The 23602-nt window shown below is 62.9% G+C and carries 18 protein-coding genes; 8 read left to right on the top strand and 10 right to left on the bottom strand.

What is annotated here, in order from left to right; all coding sequences use genetic code 11:
• Positions 1 to 82: 82 nt before the first annotated feature.
• From V3330_RS02210 to V3330_RS02225, 4 genes are all read left to right on the top strand, one after another.
• The gene (locus tag V3330_RS02210; protein ID WP_354693746.1) at positions 83 to 2440 is read left to right on the top strand and encodes a TonB-dependent receptor; all 2358 of its coding nucleotides are present in this window, start codon (positions 83 to 85) and stop codon (positions 2438 to 2440) included.
• Between the two features lie 134 nt (positions 2441 to 2574).
• Positions 2575 to 3909 (top strand): spinster family MFS transporter, encoded by a 1335-nt coding sequence (locus V3330_RS02215; RefSeq protein WP_354693747.1) that lies wholly within the window; start codon positions 2575 to 2577, stop codon positions 3907 to 3909.
• 126 nt (positions 3910 to 4035) lie between these two features.
• Positions 4036 to 5544, top strand: coding sequence for an FAD-binding oxidoreductase (locus V3330_RS02220; RefSeq protein WP_354693748.1), 1509 nt, complete (start codon positions 4036 to 4038; stop codon positions 5542 to 5544).
• Positions 5545 to 5589: 45 nt separating this feature from the next.
• Positions 5590 to 6564, top strand: a complete 975-nt coding sequence (locus tag V3330_RS02225) for a 3-hydroxybutyryl-CoA dehydrogenase (protein WP_354693749.1) — start codon at positions 5590 to 5592, stop codon at positions 6562 to 6564.
• A gap of 17 nt (positions 6565 to 6581) precedes the next feature.
• Here V3330_RS02225 and V3330_RS02230 read toward each other — a convergent pair whose 3' ends face one another.
• Positions 6582 to 8258 (bottom strand): alpha-keto acid decarboxylase family protein, encoded by a 1677-nt coding sequence (locus tag V3330_RS02230; protein ID WP_354693750.1) that lies wholly within the window; start codon positions 8256 to 8258, stop codon positions 6582 to 6584.
• Between the two features lies 1 nt (position 8259).
• On the bottom strand, positions 8260 to 9693 hold the full coding sequence (locus V3330_RS02235; RefSeq protein WP_354693751.1) for an aldehyde dehydrogenase family protein: 1434 nt from the start codon (positions 9691 to 9693) through the stop codon (positions 8260 to 8262).
• A 209-nt stretch (positions 9694 to 9902) separates the two neighbouring features.
• On the opposite strand from V3330_RS02235, the gene V3330_RS02240 reads away from it, so the two are divergent.
• Together V3330_RS02240 and V3330_RS02245 are read left to right on the top strand one after the other, a co-directional pair.
• Positions 9903 to 11030 (top strand): DegT/DnrJ/EryC1/StrS family aminotransferase, encoded by a 1128-nt coding sequence (locus tag V3330_RS02240; protein WP_354693752.1) that lies wholly within the window; start codon positions 9903 to 9905, stop codon positions 11028 to 11030.
• Positions 11027 to 12046, top strand: coding sequence for a glycosyltransferase family 2 protein (locus tag V3330_RS02245; protein WP_354693753.1), 1020 nt, complete (start codon positions 11027 to 11029; stop codon positions 12044 to 12046). Before V3330_RS02240 ends, V3330_RS02245 begins: the two co-directional genes overlap by 4 nt.
• A gap of 164 nt (positions 12047 to 12210) precedes the next feature.
• Here V3330_RS02245 and V3330_RS02250 read toward each other — a convergent pair whose 3' ends face one another.
• From V3330_RS02250 to V3330_RS02260, 3 genes are all read right to left on the bottom strand, one after another.
• Positions 12211 to 13833 carry a phosphoethanolamine transferase gene (locus V3330_RS02250; RefSeq protein ID WP_354693754.1) on the bottom strand — a complete coding sequence of 541 codons (1623 nt, stop codon included), beginning with the start codon at positions 13831 to 13833 and terminating at the stop codon, positions 12211 to 12213.
• Positions 13830 to 14561: a phosphatase PAP2 family protein gene (locus V3330_RS02255; RefSeq protein WP_354693755.1), complete on the bottom strand. Its 732-nt coding sequence runs from the start codon at positions 14559 to 14561 to the stop codon at positions 13830 to 13832. The genes V3330_RS02250 and V3330_RS02255 overlap by 4 nt, the downstream gene beginning before the upstream one ends.
• Positions 14562 to 14779: 218 nt before the next feature.
• Positions 14780 to 16165, bottom strand: coding sequence for an ATP-grasp domain-containing protein (locus V3330_RS02260; RefSeq protein WP_354693756.1), 1386 nt, complete (start codon positions 16163 to 16165; stop codon positions 14780 to 14782).
• 129 nt (positions 16166 to 16294) lie between these two features.
• Here V3330_RS02260 and V3330_RS02265 point away from each other — a divergent pair, with 129 nt between their 5' ends.
• Complete coding sequence (locus V3330_RS02265; RefSeq protein ID WP_354693757.1) at positions 16295 to 17191, top strand: glycosyltransferase family 2 protein; 897 nt, start codon at positions 16295 to 16297, stop codon at positions 17189 to 17191.
• Positions 17192 to 17204: 13 nt separating this feature from the next.
• Here the strand turns inward: V3330_RS02265 and V3330_RS02270 are convergent, their stop codons facing one another.
• Both V3330_RS02270 and V3330_RS02275 read right to left on the bottom strand, forming a co-directional pair.
• On the bottom strand, positions 17205 to 18197 hold the full coding sequence (locus tag V3330_RS02270) for a glycosyltransferase family 2 protein (protein ID WP_354693758.1): 993 nt from the start codon (positions 18195 to 18197) through the stop codon (positions 17205 to 17207).
• A 2-nt stretch (positions 18198 to 18199) separates the two neighbouring features.
• Positions 18200 to 19021 carry a glycosyltransferase family 2 protein gene (locus V3330_RS02275; RefSeq protein ID WP_354693759.1) on the bottom strand — a complete coding sequence of 274 codons (822 nt, stop codon included), beginning with the start codon at positions 19019 to 19021 and terminating at the stop codon, positions 18200 to 18202.
• 77 nt (positions 19022 to 19098) lie between these two features.
• Here V3330_RS02275 and V3330_RS02280 point away from each other — a divergent pair, with 77 nt between their 5' ends.
• Positions 19099 to 20715: a hypothetical protein gene (locus V3330_RS02280; RefSeq protein ID WP_354693760.1), complete on the top strand. Its 1617-nt coding sequence runs from the start codon at positions 19099 to 19101 to the stop codon at positions 20713 to 20715.
• A gap of 8 nt (positions 20716 to 20723) precedes the next feature.
• Here V3330_RS02280 and V3330_RS02285 read toward each other — a convergent pair whose 3' ends face one another.
• The 3 genes from V3330_RS02285 to V3330_RS02295 all read right to left on the bottom strand — a co-directional run bounded on the left by V3330_RS02285 (position 20724) and on the right by V3330_RS02295 (position 23590).
• Positions 20724 to 21515 carry a glycosyltransferase family 2 protein gene (locus V3330_RS02285; protein WP_354693761.1) on the bottom strand — a complete coding sequence of 264 codons (792 nt, stop codon included), beginning with the start codon at positions 21513 to 21515 and terminating at the stop codon, positions 20724 to 20726.
• Between the two features lie 85 nt (positions 21516 to 21600).
• Positions 21601 to 22074 (bottom strand): tripartite tricarboxylate transporter TctB family protein, encoded by a 474-nt coding sequence (locus V3330_RS02290; RefSeq protein ID WP_354693762.1) that lies wholly within the window; start codon positions 22072 to 22074, stop codon positions 21601 to 21603.
• A 1-nt stretch (position 22075) separates the two neighbouring features.
• A complete protein-coding gene (locus V3330_RS02295) occupies positions 22076 to 23590 on the bottom strand; it encodes a tripartite tricarboxylate transporter permease (RefSeq protein WP_354693763.1) in 1515 nt (504 codons plus the stop codon).
• Positions 23591 to 23602 lie beyond the last annotated feature (12 nt).

The raw sequence follows: 23602 nt of genomic DNA on the forward strand, positions 1-23602 counted from the left end.
CGGCGCGAGGCCGAAAGGCGTGATACTTTGATTTAATTCCGACCCAAATCAATATTCTCAGATCCTGACCGAGGAGTGGACCATGAACACCCTGCAGCGAGCGTTACTGCCGATCCTGTTTGGAACGTTATCAGTCCCTCTGATTGCCAATGCTCAGGATTCCGGCTTTGAACTCGAAGAGGTCATCGTCACCGCGCGCAAGCGTGAGGAAAATCTGCAAACCACCCCGGTCGCCGTATCCGCCTTCACCGAAAAAGAGCTGGAATATCGTCAGATCGATTCCACCGACCGCCTCGGCGACATCACCCCGAACCTGGTGTTCGACTCCGTTTCACCGTCCTCGGGGTCCAGTTCAGCGGCACAGATATTCATACGCGGCATTGGCCAGACCGACTTCACCCCGGTCACCGATCCCGGTGTGGGTCTGTACATCGATGGCATCTACATGGCGCGGTCGGTCGGCAATGTTCTCGATTTTCTGGATATCGAACGGGTCGAAATCCTGCGCGGCCCCCAGGGAACGTTGTTCGGGCGCAATACCATCGGTGGCGCGGTCGTGGTTCACTCACGGCGGCCCGACGCGGACCCCACGGCCAGCATCCAGGTTCAGGTGGGCGATGACAGCATGTTGTATCTCACCGGCAAGGCCAACATGCCGCTGTCCGAAAACGTATTCACCAATGTCGCCGTCTCTTCCCATGACCGAGACGGCTATGTAACGCGGGAATTCGATGGCGTGGACACCGGCGACGAGGACAGCCTGGCGGGCCGCGCGTCCCTGTTGTGGACCCCCAGTGACGATGTCCAGTTGTTCGTAGCGCTGGATGCAACACGGATTCGCGAGAACGGTGCACCGTCCGTGGGTGCCGGAGTCAATGATGTGGGTGCCTTCGCGACCTTCGGAAACGGCCTCCTGGAGAGCTGCCAGGCAGTCAGCATCAATCCCGACTTCGGCGTAGCCGGCCCACCTTCATTTCCACCGCCCGGTGTTGGCGTCAACGGCGCCCCCGGGTGCTTCCACCCCGGTTCCTTCGCCGGCCCGTATACGACTCAGGGCACGTTTCCAGTCAAGTCCGACCTCGACATCTGGGGTGTGAGCGCGGAACTCGTCTGGGATTTGAACGACTGGCTGACCATCAAGTCCATTACCGGGTACCGGGAAATGGAGATGGAGTCTTCCCGTGACGGTGACAACACGCCGGCGAACATCTTCGCCACCGAAGATTTCTACGACCATCAGCAGATCAGCCAGGAGTTGCAGTTTTCCGGAACGCTGCTCGATGACCGCATGCAATGGCTGCTGGGTCTGTATTACTTCCAGGAAGACGGCTTCAACCATAACCCGGTCTACCTGCCAGTCGGCTCCATACTCAGCGGCGGCCTGTACGACAATGACTCGCAGGCCTTTTTCTTCCAGTCGACCTACGACATTACCGAACAGTTGGCGCTGACTTTCGGAATCCGCTACACCGAGGACACCAAACGCTTCACACCGGACCAGATTTCGCTGGGTGACTCGTCGGCCAGCGGCATATTCGAACCCACCTGGCCCAATTTCGCGGGATTCTACCTGCCCTCTGCCGGCGCACCCATTCCGGCCGGTGGCCGATTGGCCACGTTCGACGAGTTCAAGGAGACTTTCGACGACACCAACATCATGCTCAACCTGGCCTACCAGTGGGCCGACGAATTGATGACCTACGTGTCGTACTCCGAGGGCTTCAAGAGCGGCGGCTTCGACCAGCGTTTCACCGCGTTCACACCGGAGCCCAGCAGTTACCAGCCGGAATACGCGGATACCTGGGAGGTCGGCCTGAAAACAGACCTGCTGGACAACCGGATTCGTCTCAACCTGGCTTTGTTCCACACGTCTTACGACGATTTGCAGATCATCATCCGGGAATCCTTCAATCCGATTACCTTCAACGGCGGCAAGGCCACAATCAAGGGCGGCGAACTCGAACTGACCCTGGTGCCGACCGACCGCTGGTACATCACGGCCGCCGTTGGCTATCTCGATGCGGGCTACGACGAACTCGACCCCAGCGTGACCGCCGAGGGCAATGCCACCCCGGTGGCCATCACCAACAGCCTGGTCAACACACCGGAATGGAGCACGTCCCTGGGCGCGGCCTATACCTTCGACCTGGGCAACTGGGGAACGCTCACCCCGCGCCTGGACTGGTCGTTTCACGATGAACAGTACAACAACGCCATCAATACTCCCCAACTGTTCCAGGACGACTACACGCTCCTGAACGCCGCGATGACGCTGCGAACCAACGACGGCCGCTGGGAAAGCACGCTGGCGTTCCGCAACATCACCGACGAGGACTATGTGATTACCGGAAACTCCGCCTTCGCGACAGCGGCCTCCTACGTGTCGCAGGTGTATGGGCGTCCGTCCGAGTGGCGTTTGTCGGTGCAGTACAACTTCTGAGCGGATTCACAACACGGGCGGATAAATCGACCTGTGATGCCTTGCCCGACCCAGGTCACGGGCAAGGCAATCCGCCGCGCCTGCCTCGATGACCCGACCGACCCGCCCGAACGCCGGCAACGGAGGACCCGCCGATGAATGAAGCCCGCGCCACCCCCGCCCCGTCGGCCTTTTCGGCCTGGTACATGGTTGTCCTGTGCATGGTCGCGTACATCTTTTCGTTCATCGACCGGCAGGTTATCTCGTTGCTGGTGGAGCCCATCCGGGCCGATCTGCAGATCAGCGACACCCAGTTCAGCCTGCTCCATGGCCTGGCATTCGCGATCTTCTATGCATTGATGGGGCTCCCGATCGCGCGCCTGGCGGATACGCGCTCGCGCCCATTGATCATCGCGGCCGGCATTTTCGTCTGGAGTATCGCGACAGCCGCCTGCGGCGCGACCAAGAATTTCTGGCAGCTGTTCACGGCGCGGATGGCCGTCGGCGCCGGTGAGGCGGCGCTTTCGCCCGCTGCCTACTCGATGATTACCGACTCCTTCCCCCGCTCAAAACTGGGCTTCGCCCTCGGCATCTATTCGCTCGGCTCTTTTATCGGTTCCGGCCTGGCCTACCTGATTGGAGGAGCGGCCATCGAATGGGTTAGCCAGTTCGGTGCGCAGGACCTGCCGCTGATCGGCCTGACCCAACCCTGGCAAATGACGTTTTTCATCGTTGGCATTCCGGGCGTCATCATCGCCGCCCTCTTCTTTGTGACCATTCGCGACCCTGAACGGAAAGGCGTAAACCCGGCGCAGGCTTCCGGATATCCCGTGCGGGACGTCTTTCGCTATATCGGCTTGCACCGCAGGACTTTCCTGGCGCACTACATCGGCTTTGGTTTCATGTCGCTGTCGCTGTTCGCTCTGCTCTCGTGGGCGCCGGCTTTTCTGATCCGGAACTTCGGGCTGACGGCCCGTGAAGTTGGCCTTTATCTCGGTTTTCTTGTCCTGATCAGTAATACGGCCGGAGCACTCAGCAGCGGCTGGCTGACCGACTGGTTTACGCGACGGGGACATACCGACGCCGCCCTGCGCTCCGGCATTCTTGGGGCCCTCGGTCTGGTACTTCCCGCCGCGCTGTTCTCTTCCATCGACGGACTGCAGGCCGCGCTGGGGGTGTTCGGCCTGGCCATGTTCTTTGCCAGCTTTCCCATCGCGACATCCGCGGCCGCGCTGCAATGGATGGCCCCGAATCAGATGCGGGCGCAGGTTACCGCCCTGTTTTTCCTGTTCATGAACCTGATGGGCATCACGGGGGGCGCAACGCTGGTCGCCCTGTGCACCGACTATCTGTTCCGTGCCGACGCGGCTGTCGGTTACTCCATGTCGATCATCGCCGCCTCCGCCGGGCTGTGCGGCGCGGCTGTCCTGATCTGGGGTCTGAAACACTTCAGACAGACGGTCGCAACCCAGGCCACCACGCAGGACTGACCTGCCGAACGCAAGCGGTCACGACCCGCCGACGGTTGACGCGCATCATTTTCAGTCAGGGTCAAAACTGATCCAATGGTGTCTCGCTCATGCATCTTTCCTGCAGTCATGCCGGAGGTGGTTGCCATGCACGCCCTGCGCAAGTCACGTCGAACATTTTTGTCACAACTCACCGGGGCGGCTGCCGCCGGAGCCGCAGGTCTGTTGCAGGCATCAAGCGCCCTGGCCCAGACCCTGAGCACCAGCCTGGCGAATGGCCTGAGCAGAATTACCGGAAACATCATCCGGCGGGGCGACGACTCCTATCCATCGTGGTGGGCGGGCATGACCTGGTACATTTTCAAGCCCAAACGCTACCCCGACGTCATAGTCCGCGCCAAATCCAGCGAGGATGCCGCCGAAACAATCCGTTACGCTCACCAGAACGAGGATCGGGTTGCCGTACGTTCGACCGGCCACAACCCCGCGAGGGCCGTGCTGCGCGATGGTGGGATTCTGCTGGATCTCAGCCAGCTTCGGGACGTCGAGATCGACGCCGAGAATCGCACTGCCTGGATCCAGCCCGGCATTCGGGCCAATGAACTCTACCAACGCACCGCGGAGCACGGCCTGGTATTTCCTGCCGCGCATACCGGCATGGTGGGGCTCGGCGGTTATTTGCTGGGTGGCGGTATTGGCTGGAACATGCCCGAGTACGGAATTGCCTGTCGATCGGTGCTGGGTGCCGAAGTCATTTTGGCAGATGGCAACTTGACAACCGTTTCGGAGCAGAACCATCCCGAGCTGCTGTGGGCAATCCGGGGCGCCGGACCCGGCTTCTTCGGCGCCGTCGTACGCTACAAAATTCAATTGCAGGAGGCCCATACGGCCGTAGAAGCCAGCACCTATGTGATCCCGATCGACCGGCTGGACGAAGCGCTGGAGGAATTTGACCGGATTGGTGAAGCCGCAGATCCCCGGCTGGAAATCCTGATCAAGATCGGACGCTTCCACCCCACCGAAAATCCCTACCCGGAACGCGATATCGTCTGTGTGGTTCAGTTTTTCGCTTTTGCCAACAGCCCCGAAGAGGCCACTCGTCTGCTGACGCCGGTAGCCGCCAGCCGGGTCGGTGAACTCAGCATTCACCGCCGCGAACGCGTGCCCGTCACCTATCGGGAACTCTACATACCGCCGGAAACCGACCAGACCAGCCCGGCGCGCACCACCGTCGAGAACATGTGGACAGAGGAGCCCGGCGAAGCGTTACGCAAGCTTGCGAAGAAGCTGGTGGAGCAACCACCACGTTCACCTCGCTCTTTCCTGCTTTGCGGCTGGTCATTCAATTCGACCTTCGAAGACTCCACATCCTGCGTACGCACGGGCGGCAGGCATTACATGTCGTGGTACATGATCGCGGAGCAAGAGGCGGATATCGAGCCCAATTACATCTGGATGGACGAAGCCGTCGCACTGATGCGCCCGTACTCCAAAGGCCACTACATCAATGAAATCGATCCGGTTCGCTACCCGAAACACGTTGCCGAATGCTTCGCACCGGACGACTGGGAACGCCTGCGGGCGCTCAGGGTGCAGTATGACCCGGATCGTGTTTTCCATGACTACATTGGCCCGGACGCATATGCGTTTGAATGAACCCGCGGCTGATGTCGTGACCACGATCGAGCGGAGCACCGTGCATTGAACCGAATCTGCGTCGTCGGCACGGGTCGAATGGGCAAAGGGCTGGCCCTGGCTTTCGCTTACGCGGGACTGCCCGTGGCGCTGATCGACAGCGAGGTTCGCGACCGCAAGGCTTTCGAATCCCTTGAACGGGCTACGCGAGACGAACTCGATTCCGAACTCCGGTTTCTGCAGACGGCCGAAGTGCTCAATGCACGCCAGTCCGGCGCGATCCTCGACCGCATCCGAATCCTCGACTGGCAGGGCGCGAACGCCGATCTCGCGGCCGCGGACGGCATTTTCGAAGCCGTCGTCGAAGTTCGTGACATCAAGCGCCGGGTGTATGACTGGATTGTCGATTACGCCTCAACAACGGCCATCATATCCTCAACGACCTCGACACTGTCCGCCAATGACCTGGCCGGGTTGGTCACCCACCCGGAACGGTTCGTCAACGCGCACTGGCTCAACCCGGCCCACCTGATGCCCCTGGTGGAGGTGAGTCCGGCTGACCGCACATCAAAAGAAAACGTGGACAAATTGGTGAGCTTGCTGGAACGCGTCGGCAAACAACCCGTGGTGTGCAAAGCCTCGCCAGGCTTTATCGTGCCACGCATACAGGCCCTGGCAATGAATGAGGCGGCCCGCCTCGTCGAGGAAGGAATCGCCAGCGCCGAGGACATCGACCGCGCCGTCCGCGTCGGGTTTGGCATTCGCTTTGCAACGCTGGGACTGCTTGAATTCATCGACTGGGGTGGCGGCGACATTCTTTACCACGCGACCCGATACCTGGGCGACAACGTCGACCCCAACCGCTTCAACGTGCCCGATATCGTCCAGGACAACATGGCGAACGAACGCAACGGACTTCGGGACGGGGAGGGATTCTATGACTGGCGCACGCGCGAGGTGGAAGAATACCGGCGCGAAAAACTGACGGACTTCGTGCGTCTGCTTCAGTTTCAGAATCTGATGCCGCCACCGTCGGACTGAATGGTGCGTCGGCAGTCTCAACGGCTGCGCAGCGCGACACTCATCAAGCGAAACGCTTCCGAGGCATCCCAGGGATCGATGTGCACCTCGACCACCAGCGGACCCGGTCCGGCATGCACCGCGGCCCGCGAGAGTGCTCGCTCCAGGTCCCCCTCCGTGTGCACGTCCTCGCCCTGCACCCCGCCAAACGCGACCGGTAGCAGGTGATAGCGCCAGTCCGCGATGTCATTGAACGGACCGTCGTGAATGAGACGCTCCGCCGTATAGCCCTTGTTATTGACGACAAAGACGATGGTCGGGTGGCCGTACCGAACCATGCTGGAAAGCTCCTGCGCGGTCATCTGGAAAGAGCCGTCGCCCTCCAGTGCAATGACCCGCTGGCCGCGGCCGGCCGCAAAACCGGCGCCAAGCGCCGCACCAAAACCCATCCCGATGGAAGCCCAGTAACCGCTGGCGATATAGCGCACGCCTTCGGGCAACTGAACCTGGGTCGCGTTGATGGCACACCCGGCATCGGCCAGCACCACGTCACCGTAACGCAGAAAATGCGCCATCCGGTCATACAAGCGCTTGTTCGTCATCGCGGCGCCATGCACAGGCTCATAGGCATCGGTCGCGCGATGTGAAAACGCCTGTGTTGGCGCGGATTCGGGGTCCGCTACCTTGTCAGTCAGAGCCGAGGTCAAGGCCTCGACGAAGTCCTTGATCGCCACCGGCACGAAACGCTCATTCCCTGCGACCACGGCGTTGTCCAGAACGTGGACGAGCCCGTCACGAGGGAGTTCGGCCGTAAAGCCGCCGAGATTGAAATCCGACGGCACGCAACCCAGGAACACGACGGTTTCGGCACTCTCGACGAATTTCCGCACCTCGGGCAGACTGCCCGCGCCCTGGTAGGCTCCGATGCAACAGCGGTGCTGCTCCAGAAAATCCGCTTTGCCACTGAACACCGAAGCAGCGCGCAAGCCCGTCCGGGAGAGCAGTCGCGTTACCGCAGGCTCGATTTGCGCATGCTGGACTTCATGACCGGGAAGAATCACCGCACGGCCGCCGTGCGCGAGGCGGTCGGCGACCCGGGACACCGCCAACTCCAGCGCTTCGGGATCGCTTTGCATGCCTCGCGGAAATGGCCGATCCGGCAAGGTTCCGCAGGGATGGGCTTGCACGTCCTGTGGTATTTCCAGATAAACCGGTTTGCGTTGCTCCAGGCATACCTTCAGACCGGCATCGATGTCCGCCGCCGCGCTCTCGGGGTCATCCAGAATCCGTGCGTGGGCCGTAACCTGCTCGAACACCTTGAGCGAGGCATCGAAACGGCCCGGCAGCAGATGGTGCATGACGGGCTGGCTGACGTAAGCGTGGAGCGCGGGCCCGCCCGAGATGATCAGCAACGGGACGCCTTCCGCCAAAGCGCCCGCCGCCGCATTGACCACACTCAGCGACCCGGGTCCGTAGGTAACCGCCACCGCCCCCAGGCCACGCAGCCGGGCGTAACCATCGGCCGCATAGCCGGCATTGAGTTCATTGCAAGTCGCAACGTGGGTGACCCCGCTGCCTTCGACCGCTTCGTACAACGGCAGGATGTAATCACCCGGGATACCGAAAAGATGCTCGGCGCCCAGGCCTTTCAAACGCCGCAGAAGATGATGCGAAACCGTATCGGCACGGTTGGGGCGTGCGTCGGGCCTCGCCATGTCAGGACATCCGGATCGTGATCCACTTCCACTCGGTCATCACATCGAGATCCGCGGACGTTCCCTCACGGCCAAACCCGCTGAGACCGACGCCACCGAACGGAACATGGGGCTCGTCCTGGATCGTCGCACGGTTGATGTGCACCATGCCCGACTCGGCCCGCCGCGCCAGCCGCAGGGCCGTGTCGATATCACGCGTGAAAATCGCGAAACTCAGGCCGTATTCGGTATCGTTGGCCATCCGCATGGCTTCGTCGATGTCGTCGAAGGTATAGATCGACGTCACCGGGCCGAAAGTCTCGTCACGGAAAACCTCCATGCCCTCGGCCACCCCGCGCAGGATGGTCGGCTCACACCGGTTGCCGCGCCAGTCGCCACCGGTCAGCACCTCAGCGCCCCTGGCCCTGGCATCTTCGATATGCCGCCGCACCCGTTCGCGCTGACGCTCGCTGATGATCGGCCCGATCGACGTGTCCATGTCGCGCAGGTCGTCCATTTTTGAATTTTCGGCGGCCGCGGTGAATTTCCCGATGAACTCATCGGCGATACCGCGCTGCAGGAAAATCCGGCTGGCGCCCATGCAGGCCTGTCCCTGGAAAAAGAAAATGCTCAAATGCGCGGCCTGCACGGCTTCGTCGATATCGGCATCATCGAGTACGACCATCGGGCTCTTGCCACCCAGTTCCAGCGTCAGCGGCTTGAGATCCCGCGCCGCGATTTCCGCCACGTGTTTTCCAATGCGCGGTGATCCGCAGAACGAGATGCTGTCGACCAGGGGATGCGATGTCAGGACGTCCCCGATTTCGAACGGGTTGCCGGTAACCACATTGAACAACCCACCCGGAACCCCGGCTTCATGCAGTGTGCGTGCAAACCGCAAAGCCACCTGGGATGCGAATTCCGACGGCAAATGGACGGTGGCGTTTCCCGTCGCAATCGGCATCGCACCCTGCTTGGTGACTTTCAGCAATGGCACGTTGAATGGCGAGATACCGGCTATCACACCCACCGGTTCACGCACGGCCATGCTGAAGACCCCCGGCATGTCCGAGGGAATGACTTCTCCGGTCAATTGTCGCGGCACACCGGCCGCGGCCCGCAATCCGCTGATGCAGTAATTAACCTCGAATTCCGCCTTGAAACGCGGCGACCCCACCTCGTCCGTCAGAATGTCCAGGTAGTCCTGGCGGTCACGCTCGACCAGCTCGGCGGCCTTGCTCAGCCAGGCTTCGCGTTCGGAAGCCAGGCGGTCGCGATTGTGCTCGAACGCATCGCGTGCAACCCGCAATGCGTTCTCCATGTCTTCGGCGGTGGCGCTCGCGACCCGCGAATAGACAGAATCGTCATCGGGATTGAGGTCATCAAAATATTCGCCGGATGAAGGCGGCACGTGTTCGCCGCCGATCCACAGTTCGGATTGCTTCACTTCGGCCATCATCGTCTCCGGAAATTCATCTCGTTCAGGTACCCGATTCTTGTTCAAAAACAACTGCCGGTAAATGATCTGGAACATCTGGCCAGTAATGCCCGGGTCCGGGGTAAAATGTGACGCAGAGTTCGCCGGGAGACACCCATGCGGGAAATACACCAATCCATCACGGCAGCCATCCCAGCCGGATGAAACAAGCCACTCGGAATCGGGCTGTGCCGACGGACGAGTCATTGATTCATGTTTTCGGCTCGTTGCTGGGCGATGAGGAACTGGCGGAAATAAGCGACTGCATCGACCGGCAGTGGATTGGCATGGGTCCGAAAACCGCCCAACTGGAGTCCCGGCTGGCTCAGCACCTCGACGTCGACGAACTGGTCCTCCTCAATTCCGGGTCCAGCGGCCTGCAGATGGCCGTCCATCTGCTGGACATCCCTCCCGGCACCGGGGCGGAAATCATCGTGCCGTCATTTACCTGGGTCGCGTGCGCTTCCGCCATTCTGCTGGCCGGACATCGGCCGGTTTTCTGCGATGTCGACAAAACCACCCTGAACATCGATCCGGAATCCGTCGCCGGGGCGATCACCCCGCGGACAGCCGCCATCATGGCCGTACATTACGCGGGCCTGCCCGCGGAGGTGCCCCGGCTGAAGGAGTTCGGGCTGCCGGTAATCGAGGATGCGGCACACGCCATCGACTCGCGCCACGAGGGACGCGCCTGTGGCACCCTCGGCGACATCGGCGTCTTCAGTTTTGATTCGATCAAGAACCTGGCCATGGGCGAGGGAGGCGGGCTGGTGGCGCGCAATCCCGAACACCTTCGGCGCGCCCGCGACCTCAGACTGTGCGGTGTGACGAGCACGGGATTCGCTTCCGCCCGGGAGGGCGGCCGGTGGTGGGAACACCGGATCACCGATGCCTTTCCCAAGATGACGCCCAGTGACCTGTGCGCCGCGGTGGGCCTGGCCCAGTTCCGCAGGCTCCGGTCTTCCCAGCAACGCCGGGCGAAGTTGTGGGCCCTCTACCAGCAGGCACTTGCCGAACTCGATTGGCTGGCCGTTCCACCGGAGCCGGACGCGGGCGACCGTCACTCGTATTTCACCTACTGCGTCCAGGTTCGCGACGGCCGGCGCGACGCACTGGCGAACCACTTACTGGAACGGGGAATTTACACCACGTTGCGCTTTCACCCGCTGCACCTGAGCCCGCTGTATGGCAGTTCCGTGGAGCTTCCCGTCAGCGAACGCCTGGCGGAAACGGCGCTCAACCTGCCACTGCATCCCCGGCTCACTGACGACGACCTCGACCGGGTGATCGGGGCCGTGTGCGAGTTTGCCGGTTGACCCGGGAATCCTCCATACCCCGCGTCAGCGTCATCACGACGGTCCATAACGCCGAGGCCTTTCTCGAGACCACCCTGTGTTCGCTGCTGGCGCAGTCTTACACCGACTTCGAATCCGTGGTCATCGACGACGGCTCCGAAGACGGGTCGGCCGACCTCGTCGAACGTCTCGCGGCCAGCGACCCCCGAATTCGGCTGATCCGCCAGCGGAATGCAGGCTACTCGAACGCCGTCAACCGGGGGCTGGCGGAGGCCCGCGGCGAGCTGATTGCATTCCTCGACCACGATGACCTGTGGCGACAGGAAAAACTCCAGCGGCAGATCGAACGGCTGGAACACAACCCACGGGCCGGACTGGTCAGTTGTTTTTCGGCACTGCTGGACAGCCGGCATCATTGCACCGGCTGGCGTTTCGGAGCCCGCGCCGAGGGTTCGGTGTACCGGCAGATGCGTTTTTGCGACCTGGTCGCCGGCGGCAGCGTTCCGTTGATCCGCCGGGACGTCATCGAGGCCGCCGGCGGATTCGAACCCGCCCCCGAGGTGCAGGGCCGCTCCGACTGGGAAGCCTGGTTGCGGGTGTCGCGCCATTGTGAGTTCACCACGGTGGACGAAATCCTGGTGGGGTATGTACGGCGGCCTGGCAACTATTCCGCCGACTACCAGCGGATGATCCGGGCCGGCGAGGCGGTTCTCAGGCGTGCCGCGGAAACCGATCCGGAGCTTGACCATCAGGTTCTTCGACGTGCCCGCGCGCGCGATGCCTTCGGCGTTTTCTGTCTCGCCCTGGCCGACGGGCGTGTTGACGAAGCGGGCGGCATCCTGCGTCAGTCCCTGCACGTTTCCAAAATGCCGGTCCTCCACGCGCCAAGACGCTGGGGCATCGTGCTGCTGTTCGCGTTCGCCCGCCTGCTGCCGGCGGGATTCCAACGTCCGATCTGGAGCCGGGTGGCGACGGCGATGTTCGGCCTGACTCCGGGCACGCCGTTTCTGCCAGATTCCAGCCCGGCGGCGGATTGAATTTACATGCACACGCGCCAACTGGAACGGACCGGACTGGAAGGCCCGGCACCTCGTGACTTTCTGATCCGTGTCCGAAACAGAACTGCAGACCGGCTCCTGATCTGAGACGGCCACCCAGACACGAGGGGACAGGCCGTGACGCACTGTCAGCGGGACAGCTGTCAGCCGTCGTATTCGGCGGACTGACCTTGCAGTACCCTGGACTGGTACAGCAGGTCTTTCTTCTCGTCATAGACCTCCGCGCTGACTTCGAATATCCCGAGCATCGTATGAAACAGGTTATCGTGCGACAGCGGCGCGTGAATCAGCCGTTTGAGCGCACTCACATCGACTTCGTCGTAATTGCTGCCAAACCACATGATCATCGGCACCGCGACCTGGGATTCCGGCGCCATCCAATAAGGCATGCCGTGCAGGTAAATCCCGCCTTCGCCCAGCGACTCTCCATGATCACTGATGTAGACCATCGCGGTCTCGAACCGGGCATCATTGGAGTGCAGGAAGTCGACGACCCGTGCGAGGAAATGATCGGTATAGCGGATCGTGTTGTCATAGCTGTTGGATATCTGCTCTTCCGTGCAACTGTCGAGTTGTTCGCTTTCGCAGGTGGGGCGGAATACGCGGTAACTCTCGGGATAGCGTTTGTAATAAGCGGGTCCGTGGCTCCCCATTTGATGGAGCACGATCAGGATGTCGCCAGACGGTTGCCGGTCGACCAGGGACTGCAACCCCGCCAGCATACCCTCGTCGCGGCACTCCAGGTCACACACCGGGTTCGCCTCTACCGTCCGAAAGTCCTCGGCGCGAATCCGCTCCGCAACGCCCTTGGAACTGGAATTGTTATCGCGCCACAGCAGGTTAACATTCGCGTGCTGCAGGACATCCAGCAGGTTCTCGGTTGACTGTGCCCGCCTGCCATCGAAATCTGCGCGACCCGAAACAGCGAACATGCAGGGCACCGAGACAGCGGTGGATGTACCGCAGGCCGACACGTTGTCGAAGCTGATCACATCCCGTGACGCCAACTCCGGATTCGTCTCCCGTGGGTAACCGTTCAACGAGAATCGGTCGGCGCGGGCCGTTTCACCCACGACCAGGATCACAAGCTCGCGGTGCACGTCAGCGGCGGGAATGCGCGCATCTTCGCCGATTTTTTCCAGCGGCTGGTCGGCGCGAACCGCCCGTGAGCTCGCGAAGCGGTACGCGGAATAGACCGGTGTCAACGGGTTGGCATAGTATCGAACCGCCTTGTGCTCCCGGACGAAGGTCGCCATGAATGACGACGAGACGAAGGCAGCCAGCGTGAGAACCGCCAGCGCGCCGCCGACCAGCGCCAGCCGGGTTTTCAACGCTTTCAACAGCGGCATCGGGCGGATTTCGACACGCCAGACAAGCACGGCCGGGAGCACACCCAGCAGCAACAGGTAGGCCGCAAGCCGCCCTGTGAGCAAATCGCCCACTTCCGCGGCATCGGTCGACAGCGCATTCAGGATCATGTCGCTGTCAATGATGACGTTGAACGTGTCCATGAAGTAGGCCGCCCCGGCGGATACGACGAACAGCACCATCAGGAATGGCCGGATCACGCGCCGGAACGAAAAGGCCGCGATCAACAGTATCAGCGCACACAGCAATATCAGCGTCAGTGAAACAGCATGCAGAATTCGTTGCGGATCATCGGCCAGTACGATTGCGACGTTGCGAAAGAACGTCAGATTCGCGAAGGCGGCCAGAAAGACAGCCGCGGCCAGCACCAATCGGTTTGTGGACCAGCAAACTTTCATGGCCTGGCGTCCCGGGTCGTGTCATGGGTACCAGCAGGCCGCGGCCAGCGCCAGGGCCGGAAAGCAAAGAACAGGGCCAGGGCGCCAAACCAGCAAAGGCTGAGTGTCCACAGATCATGTGAAATGAAATGCGCGCCTCTGGCCTGTTGTCCCAGAGCGAACACGGTTCCAACCACCAGGCCGGGAATCAGCGCGATCAGCGGCTTGCGGGCAAACGGCAATACCGCGAAATACAGTGCCAGCAGGGCGAATCCGCCGGAGGCATGCCCGGCTGGAAAACAGTGACCGCCCTGCGCCGCACCGACCGCGTACTCGAGGTTGTGCCGATAAACCTCGGTTCCGCCGTAACGTTCCAGATGCCACGGGCATGGCACCCCACTGTAATGCTTGCTCCAGGCAATCAAGGCCGGCACCACGGCCATGCTGCAGAACAGGTAGGCCAACGGCATGCGCCAGTGGGCGATGCGATCCACACGGAACGTTAATCCAGTCACCAGGAGAATCAACAAACCGAAACCGATGACCATTTGTTTACCCCGGTGGTGAATGATGTCGTAAGTCAGCCAGTGGTTGCGCCAGGCCCATGCGCCTCCCTCCAGGGCATACCAGCGATCGGCCAGCCACAAGTCAAAGGAAGTCTGTTCCAGCATGGACAGCACGATCGCAGCGCAAAGCAACGGGATAACGAGGTGTCGAACCCAGAAACCGGCAGTCGGATGAAACGCCAATGTGGATGTCTTTCCGTAAAACCGGGGACTCGGCGAAGATACGCCATGGCGTGTTAAACCGGGGTAAAAAAGTCCGGACGGCCACGTTAAGCACCAAAGGGCCAAACAAGCCGTGATTGGAATCCGTTGCGCGAGTTATCGGTTATGACGCCGTGTTGCCGGGGCGAAGCCCGAGCCGGCGGGCTCCCAGGCCGACGGCACCGGGCGTGTCATGACCCTCATTTTCGTTCCCGTTTCACGGCACGGCGCCGGTTCCATTCGAACAGCACCGTGCGGCCGATCCGGACCAGCGGGGGCAACGGATCGGACAGCAGGCCGCGGTTCAGTGGATTGGTGACCCGGGCTGACGGGCCGAAATATTCGGATTTCAGGGTACGCATCAGATCCCGGACCGATTCGCCGGATTGGCCGGGTATGTTCCCGCCATTCCGTCCCAGGCGTCGACGCAGCCAGACACCGGCCCGATCGACTGCCAGCAGATAAAGCTGCAGCAAATCCCACAGCGGATCCAGCAACAACACACCGGCCGGCCAGCGGGGAATTTCCGGCAGCGGTTTGCCCTCGACCATACGCAGGTAAATCAGCGGCTCGTTGACGCCAAACTCGGTCCGGTACCACAGGTTGTGGCCGAACCGTGGATTGATCTCCATCAGCCGGGGCACTCCATCGTGCTGGCTGACGATGGTCTGCACGGTCATGGCGCCCCAAACGCCCAGTTCCCGCACCAGCGCCTTCACTTCGTCGAGCAACGGCACCTCATCGGTCGTCTCGGCGACCGCGCAAGGGGTGCGCACGCCGATGACACGGTGGCGGTGGATTTGCGGTGAATGGACGCTGACCACCTCGAAATCCGGCGTCACCATCAGATAGTAATTGCGCTTGGTGCCGACCGGCACGCACTCCTGCAACAGCGGCCGGGGCTGAATGGCCGCGAGTTCGGCGAACGCGGTTCGCAGGGATTCGACGTCCTCCAGCCGATGGATATTGGCCCCATGGGCATTACAGCGTGGTTTGAGAACCCAGGGCGGATTCAAGCGGCCGGCCGCATCCAGCAGTTCCGCCTCGTTTTCCGGTATGCAGCTGGCCGGCGTTGGAAATCCGACGGCGCGGGCGGCCTCCAGGGTCCGCGCCTTGTCGATGATGCGCGCGAGGGGTTTGTAATCGGGCACGATGGCGAGTATTCCCTGCTCCGCCAGACGCGCCCTGTTCTTGGCAAAGACCATGACCTCGGCATCGTACGAGGGAAAGATCACATCGATTTGCTCGCGGACGCAGATCTCCTCGATACGCTGCATGTAGTGCTCTTCGGCCGGTGTGTTCTCGGCGCGGATCCGCCCGGCCCGCCACTCGGCGGTGCAGTCCGGCACCGTGTAACGCCGGCTCACGTGACGGGACCACGCAGAGATGCCCGACCAGCGCGAAAACACCGATCCCTCGGGCACGGTAATCACTATGCGTTTCGCCTCGTGACGCAGGCAGCGCAGGATCAGGTAGGCCTGCTCCTCCTGGGTATTGGTGACCAGCAGGTTCATGGGACGCGACGGCACAGCTCCGCTGTTGAGGTGCTGGGTTGCAGAGTGCATCAGCCGAGTGGTCGGCTGCAAGCCCGACTCCGATCAGCGACTTTCCGGGTCGTTGCTATAATGGCGACGTCGAATTCAAATCCAGTGGCACGGGGGATAACGGGCCAGGTCGGGCCGGGTCAGGTCCGGCGCGGCTGACACGGATTTCAGATGGACAAGCCCTTCGTTTCGGTCATCATTCCCAGCTATTGCCGGCCCGGCCCACTGCGACGGTGCCTTCAACGGCTGCGTGAGCAGACTTACCCCACCGGGCGCTTCGAGGTCATCGTGGTCGATGACGGCAGCAACCCTCCGCTGGACGACGTGGCGGCGAGTCTCCGGGACCTTTTGGATATTACGCTGATGCGCCAGAAGAACAGCGGCCCGGCGGCCGCCCGGAACCGCGGGGCGGCCGAGGCGCGCGGCGAACTGCTGCTATTCACCGACGACGACTGCCTGCCGGACCCCGGCTGGATCGAAGCCTTCGCCCAGTCCCACACGCGCACGCCGCTGGCCCTGCTCGGCGGAGAAATGGTCAACCACTGCCCAGACAACTCCTGCGCGGTCGCCAGCCAGATCATCCTCGACAGTGCATACACCTTCTATAACAGCGACCCCGTCAACGCGCGATTCTTCGCCTCCAGCAACATCGCGCTGCCGGCTGATACCTACCATTCAGTGGGCGGCTTTTCGGAGGCCTTTCGCACCGCGTCGGAGGACCGTGAATTGTGCGACCGCTGGCGCTGGCGGGGACATCCGCTGGTGTCGGTGCCCGCGGCCGTGGTTCGGCACACCAAGTCGCCGAGCTTGCGGGAGTTCGTCCACCAGCACTTCAGTTACGGCCGCGGCGCATTTCAATTCCATCGCGAACGTGCGCGGCGAGGGACCGTGCACGTTTCGCGCGAAGTTTTCCGCTACCCGGTTTTCCTGTGGACCCTGTTACGCGCCGCTGCCGCGCAGCCACTGCGCCGGTTCGTGCCGGTCGCCTCACTGCTGTGCGTGGCCCAGGCGGTCAACGCGCTCGGTTTCGGATACGCAGCGGTGCGTGGAACCGGCCCGCACCACTGACCGGCTTTTTCGTTCAGCGCGCGGTCCGGGACAGATCCAGCGGTCTGCGGCGAGAAACCAGGGGACGCACACACGCGCGAGCCAGGCACATGCAAAGGGCCGCAGCCAGCGTCAGGGTCGAGGTCCGTTGCCAGGCCAGCTTCAGCAGTCCGCCAGCCCGGCCCGCTCCACCGGGCGTCGGCAAGACGGTCCAGGCCTCTTCCACGGCGAAGGCCGCGTAATGACGCCGGGCCGTCCGGGACACAGGCTCCACCGCTTCCGGCCCCAGCCGCGCCGGGAACCGTTCGATGCACTGGAAAATTTCGGCCACGTGCGCTCCGCTGGCGCGCTGGCGGCTGGTCTCGGAACCGGAGTGCTGGCGGAAAGCCGCCAGTGGCCTCGGATCGAACCAGATCGGGAAGTCGACCGCCAGCCGCTGCCACAGATCCCAGTCCGGGGTATAGGCCAGCGCGGTGTCGAAACCGCCCAGCGCCCGCACCGCGTCCGCCCGGACCAGGGTCGCCGAGCACTGTATCGCCAGCCGGGCGAACACCGCCTGCATCCAGTCTTCGAGAATGCCAGGGGCGTCCTGAGCCACGAGCTTCGGTGCCCAGGCAAGGCCATCCCCGTCGACGAAATAACTCGCCGAAAACGCCAGCGCCGCCTGCGGCGTTCGGCCGACACCGCCCTGCAAGGCCGCATAGAAACCGTCCAGCACGAAATCGTCCTGATGCAGCAGATGAACCCACGGATGCTTTGCGTGTTCCAGGCATGAGTTCCAGTTTCCGACCAGCCCCAGCCGCCGCTCGTTGCGTCGCGCGGACACACGCCCGCTGCCAGGGCGGCCGGTACCGAACCGGTCCGCGAACGCACTGACGTCGAAATCCGGTGAACAATCGTCCACCAGTTCGATCTGTACCGCCTGCCCGGGCTCGAATTGTGCCAGCACGCTGGCAACCGCGGTTTCGAGATATTCAGGATCGGGCCGCCAGGTCGGAATCATCACGGAAACAAGTGGCGGCCGCACGGTCACATTGGCTCCAGGTGTTGGCGCACGATGGGCATCAGCGAACGTCGCAGCGTGATGTTCACGGATTCGCGCACGATCATGCCGGGTGCTTCCCGGCGCAGGCTTGCTCGGTACTTGCGCAGCAGGTAGCGGCGGGCCCTGAACTCCAGCGTCGGATCGGCGGTGAGCCCGCCGGTCTCGTGGTAGGTCACCAGCGGTTCGCGCAGGTGCACGTAGGTGTGGTTCATGGCCAGGCGCAGGTGAAAATCCAGGTCTTCGAAATAGTTCAGCGCTTCATCGAAGCTTATGTCCCCCGCTGCCTCGCGACGGATCAGCGTGGGCTGCATGGCCAGCATATAGGTTTGCCAGAAACGGGTTCGGGGATTGATCAGGCGTCCACGCTCGATGTCGGGTGAGCGCAGATAAAGCCGTCGCCCGTCCGCCAGTTGCCGGATCATATCGCCGTAGACCACGGCCGCGTCGGGGTGGGCACCAAGAGCCCGCAAGCTGCTTTCCAGCTTTCCGGGGTGCCATTCGTCATCCGAATCCTGAAACGCCAGGTACCGCCCGCGCGCGCAGGCCAGCCCGGCATTGCGCGCAGCCGACAGGCCCCGGTTCCGATCCAGCCGCAGGTAGCGCAAACGGGGATCGCCGTACCCGTTCATCACCGTGGCGGTGTTGTCCGTGGAACCGTCATCCACCACGATCAGTTCCAGGTCGTCGAACGACTGTCCGAGAACACCGTCAATGCTGCGTTGCAGCAGTGCGGCACGATTGTAGGTCGGCAGAATGACGCTGACAGAGACCTCGCCCGTGCTTGCCACCTGCGCGTGATCACCCATACGAAAGACTCGCCTTGCACCCAGCCGGGGACTCTAGGATAGTACCGCAAACCCTGGCACGGGAGCCGCATACAGGCGTGACACAGCGACGGGTACTGGCCATCGGCCTGGACGGTTACGAAGCCTCCCTGGCGGATCGGCTGATGGCGGAGGGTGAACTGCCTCACCTGCGGTCCCTGCGCGACCGCAGCGCCCGGTTCTTGCTGCATCACGGTTCGGCGACCCGAACCGGGCTCGCCTGGGAGCATGCCAGCAGCGGCCTGGACCCGCAGGCGGCCGGGCGCGCATCCGCGGTGCACTTCGATACACAGTCTTATCAAGCGTGGCATGGGGGCACCACCCTGACACCGTTCCCCGCGCATCTGAACCGGTCCACCGTCGTATTCGATGCGCCTTATTTCGACCTGGCCAGGGCACCCACCGTCCGGGGAATCGTCAACTGGGGCGCGCACGATCCCGGCACGGCTCGCGGATCCCGCCCGAACGGTCTGGTCGGCGAACTGCTGGAGCGCTTCGGCGAATATCCGGCCCGGGAACGAATGTACGACGTGGTATGGCCGTGTGTCGAGCAGACCCGGGCGCTGGGCGACACACTGGTCCGCGCGAGCGACCTCCGCACCCGGGCCGCCCGCTGGCTGCTCGCCGAACGCTGTCCGGAATGGGAGCTGGCCTTCGTGGTCGCCGGTGAACTGCATTCGGCCATCGAGAACCTGTGGCACGGCATCGATCCGACACACCCGTTGCACCACCTGCCTTCAGCAGCGGTGGCCGCCCAAGGCCTGCTCGCCGTGCACCGGGCGGCGGATCGCTTCGTGGGCGAACTGGTCACGGCTTTCCCGGAAGCCACCGTGGTGGCCTTCGCCATGAACGGCATGGGGCCCAACCGGTCCGATGTGGCCAGCATGGTTCTGCTGCCCGAGTTGCTTTACCGGCATCACACGAGTCGTCCGCTCCTGCGCACGCCGCGGCGCTGGTCCCGCGCACCGGCAGGCCTGCCCATGGCGGACCCCGCGATCCCGTGGTCACAGATAATCAAGACACAGATCCGGCAATTTCCCGAACCGCTGGATTCGGCACGACGCATCGCAGCGCGAGTGCTGCCCGAATCGGTCAAACGCCGGTTGCGGACCGCCGCGCCGCAGGCGTTCCATACCGCTGAAGGCGAACTCCGGTTGCCACTCGACTGGATGCCGACCGAGCTCTACCGGCCTCACTGGCAACGATTGCCGTACTTCGCGCTACCCTCGTTCTATGACGGCCGGGTCCGGATCAATCTGGAGGGGCGGGAACGATCGGGAATCGTCGCCAGGGCGGATTACCCTTCGGTCTGTGACGCGATCGAAGCCCTGGTACGCGACTGCCGCGACGTCCGGACGGGCGAGGAAGTGGTCGATCAGGTAGTCACTTGCGGCGGCTCCGATCCGCTTGAGCTCGGACCCACCGGGTGCGACCTGATCATCACCTGGAGCAATGCCGCCCTGGGCTTCGAGCATCCCTCGCTGGGATGCATCGGACCCGTGCCGTATCGCAGAACCGGCGGACACACCGGTCCTCACGGTATGGCGCTGCTCGCCGGCGATGGCATCAGCTCCGGCGATTTCGGCGTCCGCGACTCGTACGACGTCATACCCACGGTGTTCCGCCTGCTCGGGGCGGATATTCCCGGCAAGCTGAGTGGCAGCCCCCTGCTCTGAGCCACCGCTCAGCCCGGCCTGATCAACCGGCGCAGTTTCAAACAGCAGGCGCGAGCCAGGCGCCCGACCAGGGTCAATGTGTCGTGAAAATCCAGTTTCAGCCAGTGACGCAGATTGCCCCGAAGCCGGGCCACAGAAAACAGTTTCAGCGCGTAATTCCGGACGTAGTAACCCGGATCCCGACCATACTCGGTGTTCTCGAAACCCACGTTGCGCGCAAGGTCACGGTCCGGCCAGGCCACCAGCCAGCCCGCCTCACGCACCTGGGTCGACAGGTCGTGATCATCGGGATAGCAATTGCCCAAGTAGTGCCCGTGCACCCGGATACCCTGCCCGGCGTAAAGCTCCCGGCGAAGCACCGAGGTCGTGCACACGTTCTCGGCCGCAAGCCACACCAGCCCCTTATGACTGCCCCGGTGAAACCGCGCATCGCCCTCGAACAGGGCCAACTGGCCGAGTTCCGGAATGCGGTCGAATCGGTCAATGATGTACCGATCCCACCCGGGCCGATAGCGGTAGTCGTTCTCCATCAAATGCACAAAACGGCCTGAACACCGTGAAAGCCCGAGATTCAGCGCGGCCGCGGGATCGTTGCGCGACTGGGAAATCACGTCGGTGACACCGGGAAGTCCGGCAATCTCCTCCAGCCAGTTCGCGGTTTCATCGATCGAACCGTTGTCGATCACGAACAGCTCATGCGGCACCGAGATGGTCTCCAGATAGGACGCCAGGCACACCCTGGAAAGCGGAAGGCGGTTCCAGCACAACATGACACTCGAGATCTCGGGCCGGGAATTCATGCCGGGAGCATAGACCGAATCCGCAGTCCCGCGCACCCGCTTCGGCAATTCACGCCACCTCGCCGCATCGTTGCTTACCGGGCCACTACAAGCCCAGCAAGCCCGCGTAAGGCGCAGCGCGGAACACCACCGCATACAACAGGTACAACAGCAGACCCAGCCCGCAGGAGGTCGCCAGGCTGAAAGCCCATGGCTCGTGACTTCGCCAACGCAGAAACAACAGGCAGTACACGGTCGAACCGATCAGCAGACCGAGCACGCCCAGGGCCACCGGCAGCAGGACGATCCACGCCAGGCAGCGCCCGACCGGACCGGCATTTTCATTCGATGGAACCGGGCCACTGGCATCGCCGCCATCCGGCAAGGCCGCATCGGCACGCCCTGAAACGTGAATCCCGCTCTTCAGCGCCTCGACGGCGAGCAGCACCAGGGTCAGGATCAGCACCACCCGGGGAACCGAGGAAGCGACCGGGCTCAGACCGAACGATTGCCAGAGAAACCACGCCGACAGCAGCGCGAATCCGATGGACAACCCGGTGCCGGGACGCAGCAGGCGCATCTCAACCCCCTCGCTGTCGCCAGGCGCGCAGGCGCGCCCGCATCACGGGAAGAACCAGGCTGGTTGCGGTCAGAACCAACAACACAATCACCAGCGGACGCGACCAGAAGTCGATCCGCCCCAACTCGTGCAGCCGCAGGGTCAGGTGCAGGCTGTTCTCGAACAGGGGCGCCAGCACCAGGGCCATGACCAGCGGAATGCGGGGCCAGCCGACACGCTTCATCCGGTAACCGATGAAACCGAACACGACGGCGCAGACCAGGTCGGCCAGCAGACCCCGGTACTGGACAGCCCCGACCGCGGCCAACACCAGGATCACCGGAATCAGCCGTCCGGCCCGGACAGTGGTCAGTCGCGCCATCGGATTGACCAGCGCGATGCCCAGCAGGGATGTCAGCCAATTGGAAAGGAACAGGGACCAGATCAGCACGAAAACCAGCACCAGGTGATCGGTCAGCATTTCCCGGCCGGGCGTCAGTCCGTGCAGGGTCAGGACCCCCAGCAGCAGGGCCGTGCCGGTACCGCCGGGAATGCCCAGCGCCAGGGTCGGAATCAACGCACCTCCGTCCTTGGCGTCATTGGCGGCCTCCGGTGCGATAACGCCACGCACGTCTCCCTTGCCGAATTCAGACGGGTCGGCCGCTGTCTGGCTGGCCTGCCCGTAGGCGATGAACCCCGCCACCGAACCGCCGATTCCGGGAATGGCTCCGATGACGGTACCCAGTACCGAACTGCGCAAGAACAACGGAAAATGCCGGAATACCGCACGGATACCTCCACCCACGCGGCCGCGCAGCGGATCGGGCGTCCGCCTGGGTGCCAGGGTTTCGCGGCCGCTCGCCATCAGGTCGAGCACCTCGGCAATGGCGAACAAGCCGAGCAGGACCGGAACCAGGCTGAGTCCGTCGCTCAGATAGTCGAGCCCGAATGTGAAACGCAGTTCGGCGGTACGCGGATCGTAGCCGATGAAAGCCAGCTGGAACCCGAGTCCGGCGGCCACCAGTCCCCGCAGCAGGGAGCCACCGGACAGGGCCGCCAGTGTCGTCAATCCCCAGATCGCGATCATCAGGTATTCCGCCGGACCCAGCGCCAGCGCAGCACTGCGCATGAACGGCAGCATGACGACCAGCATCAGTACGCCGACGGTGGCCCCGAGCGCCGAGGAGGTCGCCGCGGCGCCGATGGCTTCCCGTGCATGACCCTGGACCGTCATGGGATAGCCGTCGAGCAGCACCACGGCGTTCGACGCCTTGCCGGGAATGTTGAACAGAATGGCGGTGATCGACCCCATGAAAGTGGCGCCGCCGACGAACGCGCCGAACAGCAGCATCACCGGTAGCGGATCCCAGGCAATGGTGACGGGAATCGCCAGTGCCATCAGGCTGGCGCTGTTCAAACCCGGCGTGGCGGAAAAAGCCATGGCCAGCAAGGTGCCGGCAATCGGGTAAACGATGTAAGGCCACGACAGCACCAGCCGTAGCGCTTCCCAGGCGGCGTCCATGACGCTCGAATCCATACCCGCTATCCC

The sequence above is a fragment of the Elongatibacter sediminis genome (assembly GCF_037892215.1).
In the GTDB taxonomy this organism is placed as follows: Bacteria; Pseudomonadota; Gammaproteobacteria; order Xanthomonadales; family SZUA-36; genus Elongatibacter; species Elongatibacter sediminis.

Coding starts and splice junctions, on each gene's coding strand:
- V3330_RS02250 (WP_354693754.1), bottom strand. CDS start 13,833: ATGAAAGTTTGCTGGTCCACAAACCGATTGGTGCTGGCCGCGGCTGTC.
- V3330_RS02295 (WP_354693763.1), bottom strand. CDS start 23,590: ATGGATTCGAGCGTCATGGACGCCGCCTGGGAAGCGCTACGGCTGGTG.
- V3330_RS02220 (WP_354693748.1), top strand. CDS start 4,036: ATGCACGCCCTGCGCAAGTCACGTCGAACATTTTTGTCACAACTCACC.
- V3330_RS02285 (WP_354693761.1), bottom strand. CDS start 21,515: ATGAATTCCCGGCCCGAGATCTCGAGTGTCATGTTGTGCTGGAACCGC.
- V3330_RS02290 (WP_354693762.1), bottom strand. CDS start 22,074: ATGCGCCTGCTGCGTCCCGGCACCGGGTTGTCCATCGGATTCGCGCTG.
- V3330_RS02210 (WP_354693746.1), top strand. CDS start 83: ATGAACACCCTGCAGCGAGCGTTACTGCCGATCCTGTTTGGAACGTTA.
- V3330_RS02275 (WP_354693759.1), bottom strand. CDS start 19,021: ATGGGTGATCACGCGCAGGTGGCAAGCACGGGCGAGGTCTCTGTCAGC.
- V3330_RS02265 (WP_354693757.1), top strand. CDS start 16,295: ATGGACAAGCCCTTCGTTTCGGTCATCATTCCCAGCTATTGCCGGCCC.
- V3330_RS02235 (WP_354693751.1), bottom strand. CDS start 9,693: ATGGCCGAAGTGAAGCAATCCGAACTGTGGATCGGCGGCGAACACGTG.
- V3330_RS02215 (WP_354693747.1), top strand. CDS start 2,575: ATGAATGAAGCCCGCGCCACCCCCGCCCCGTCGGCCTTTTCGGCCTGG.
- V3330_RS02230 (WP_354693750.1), bottom strand. CDS start 8,258: ATGGCGAGGCCCGACGCACGCCCCAACCGTGCCGATACGGTTTCGCAT.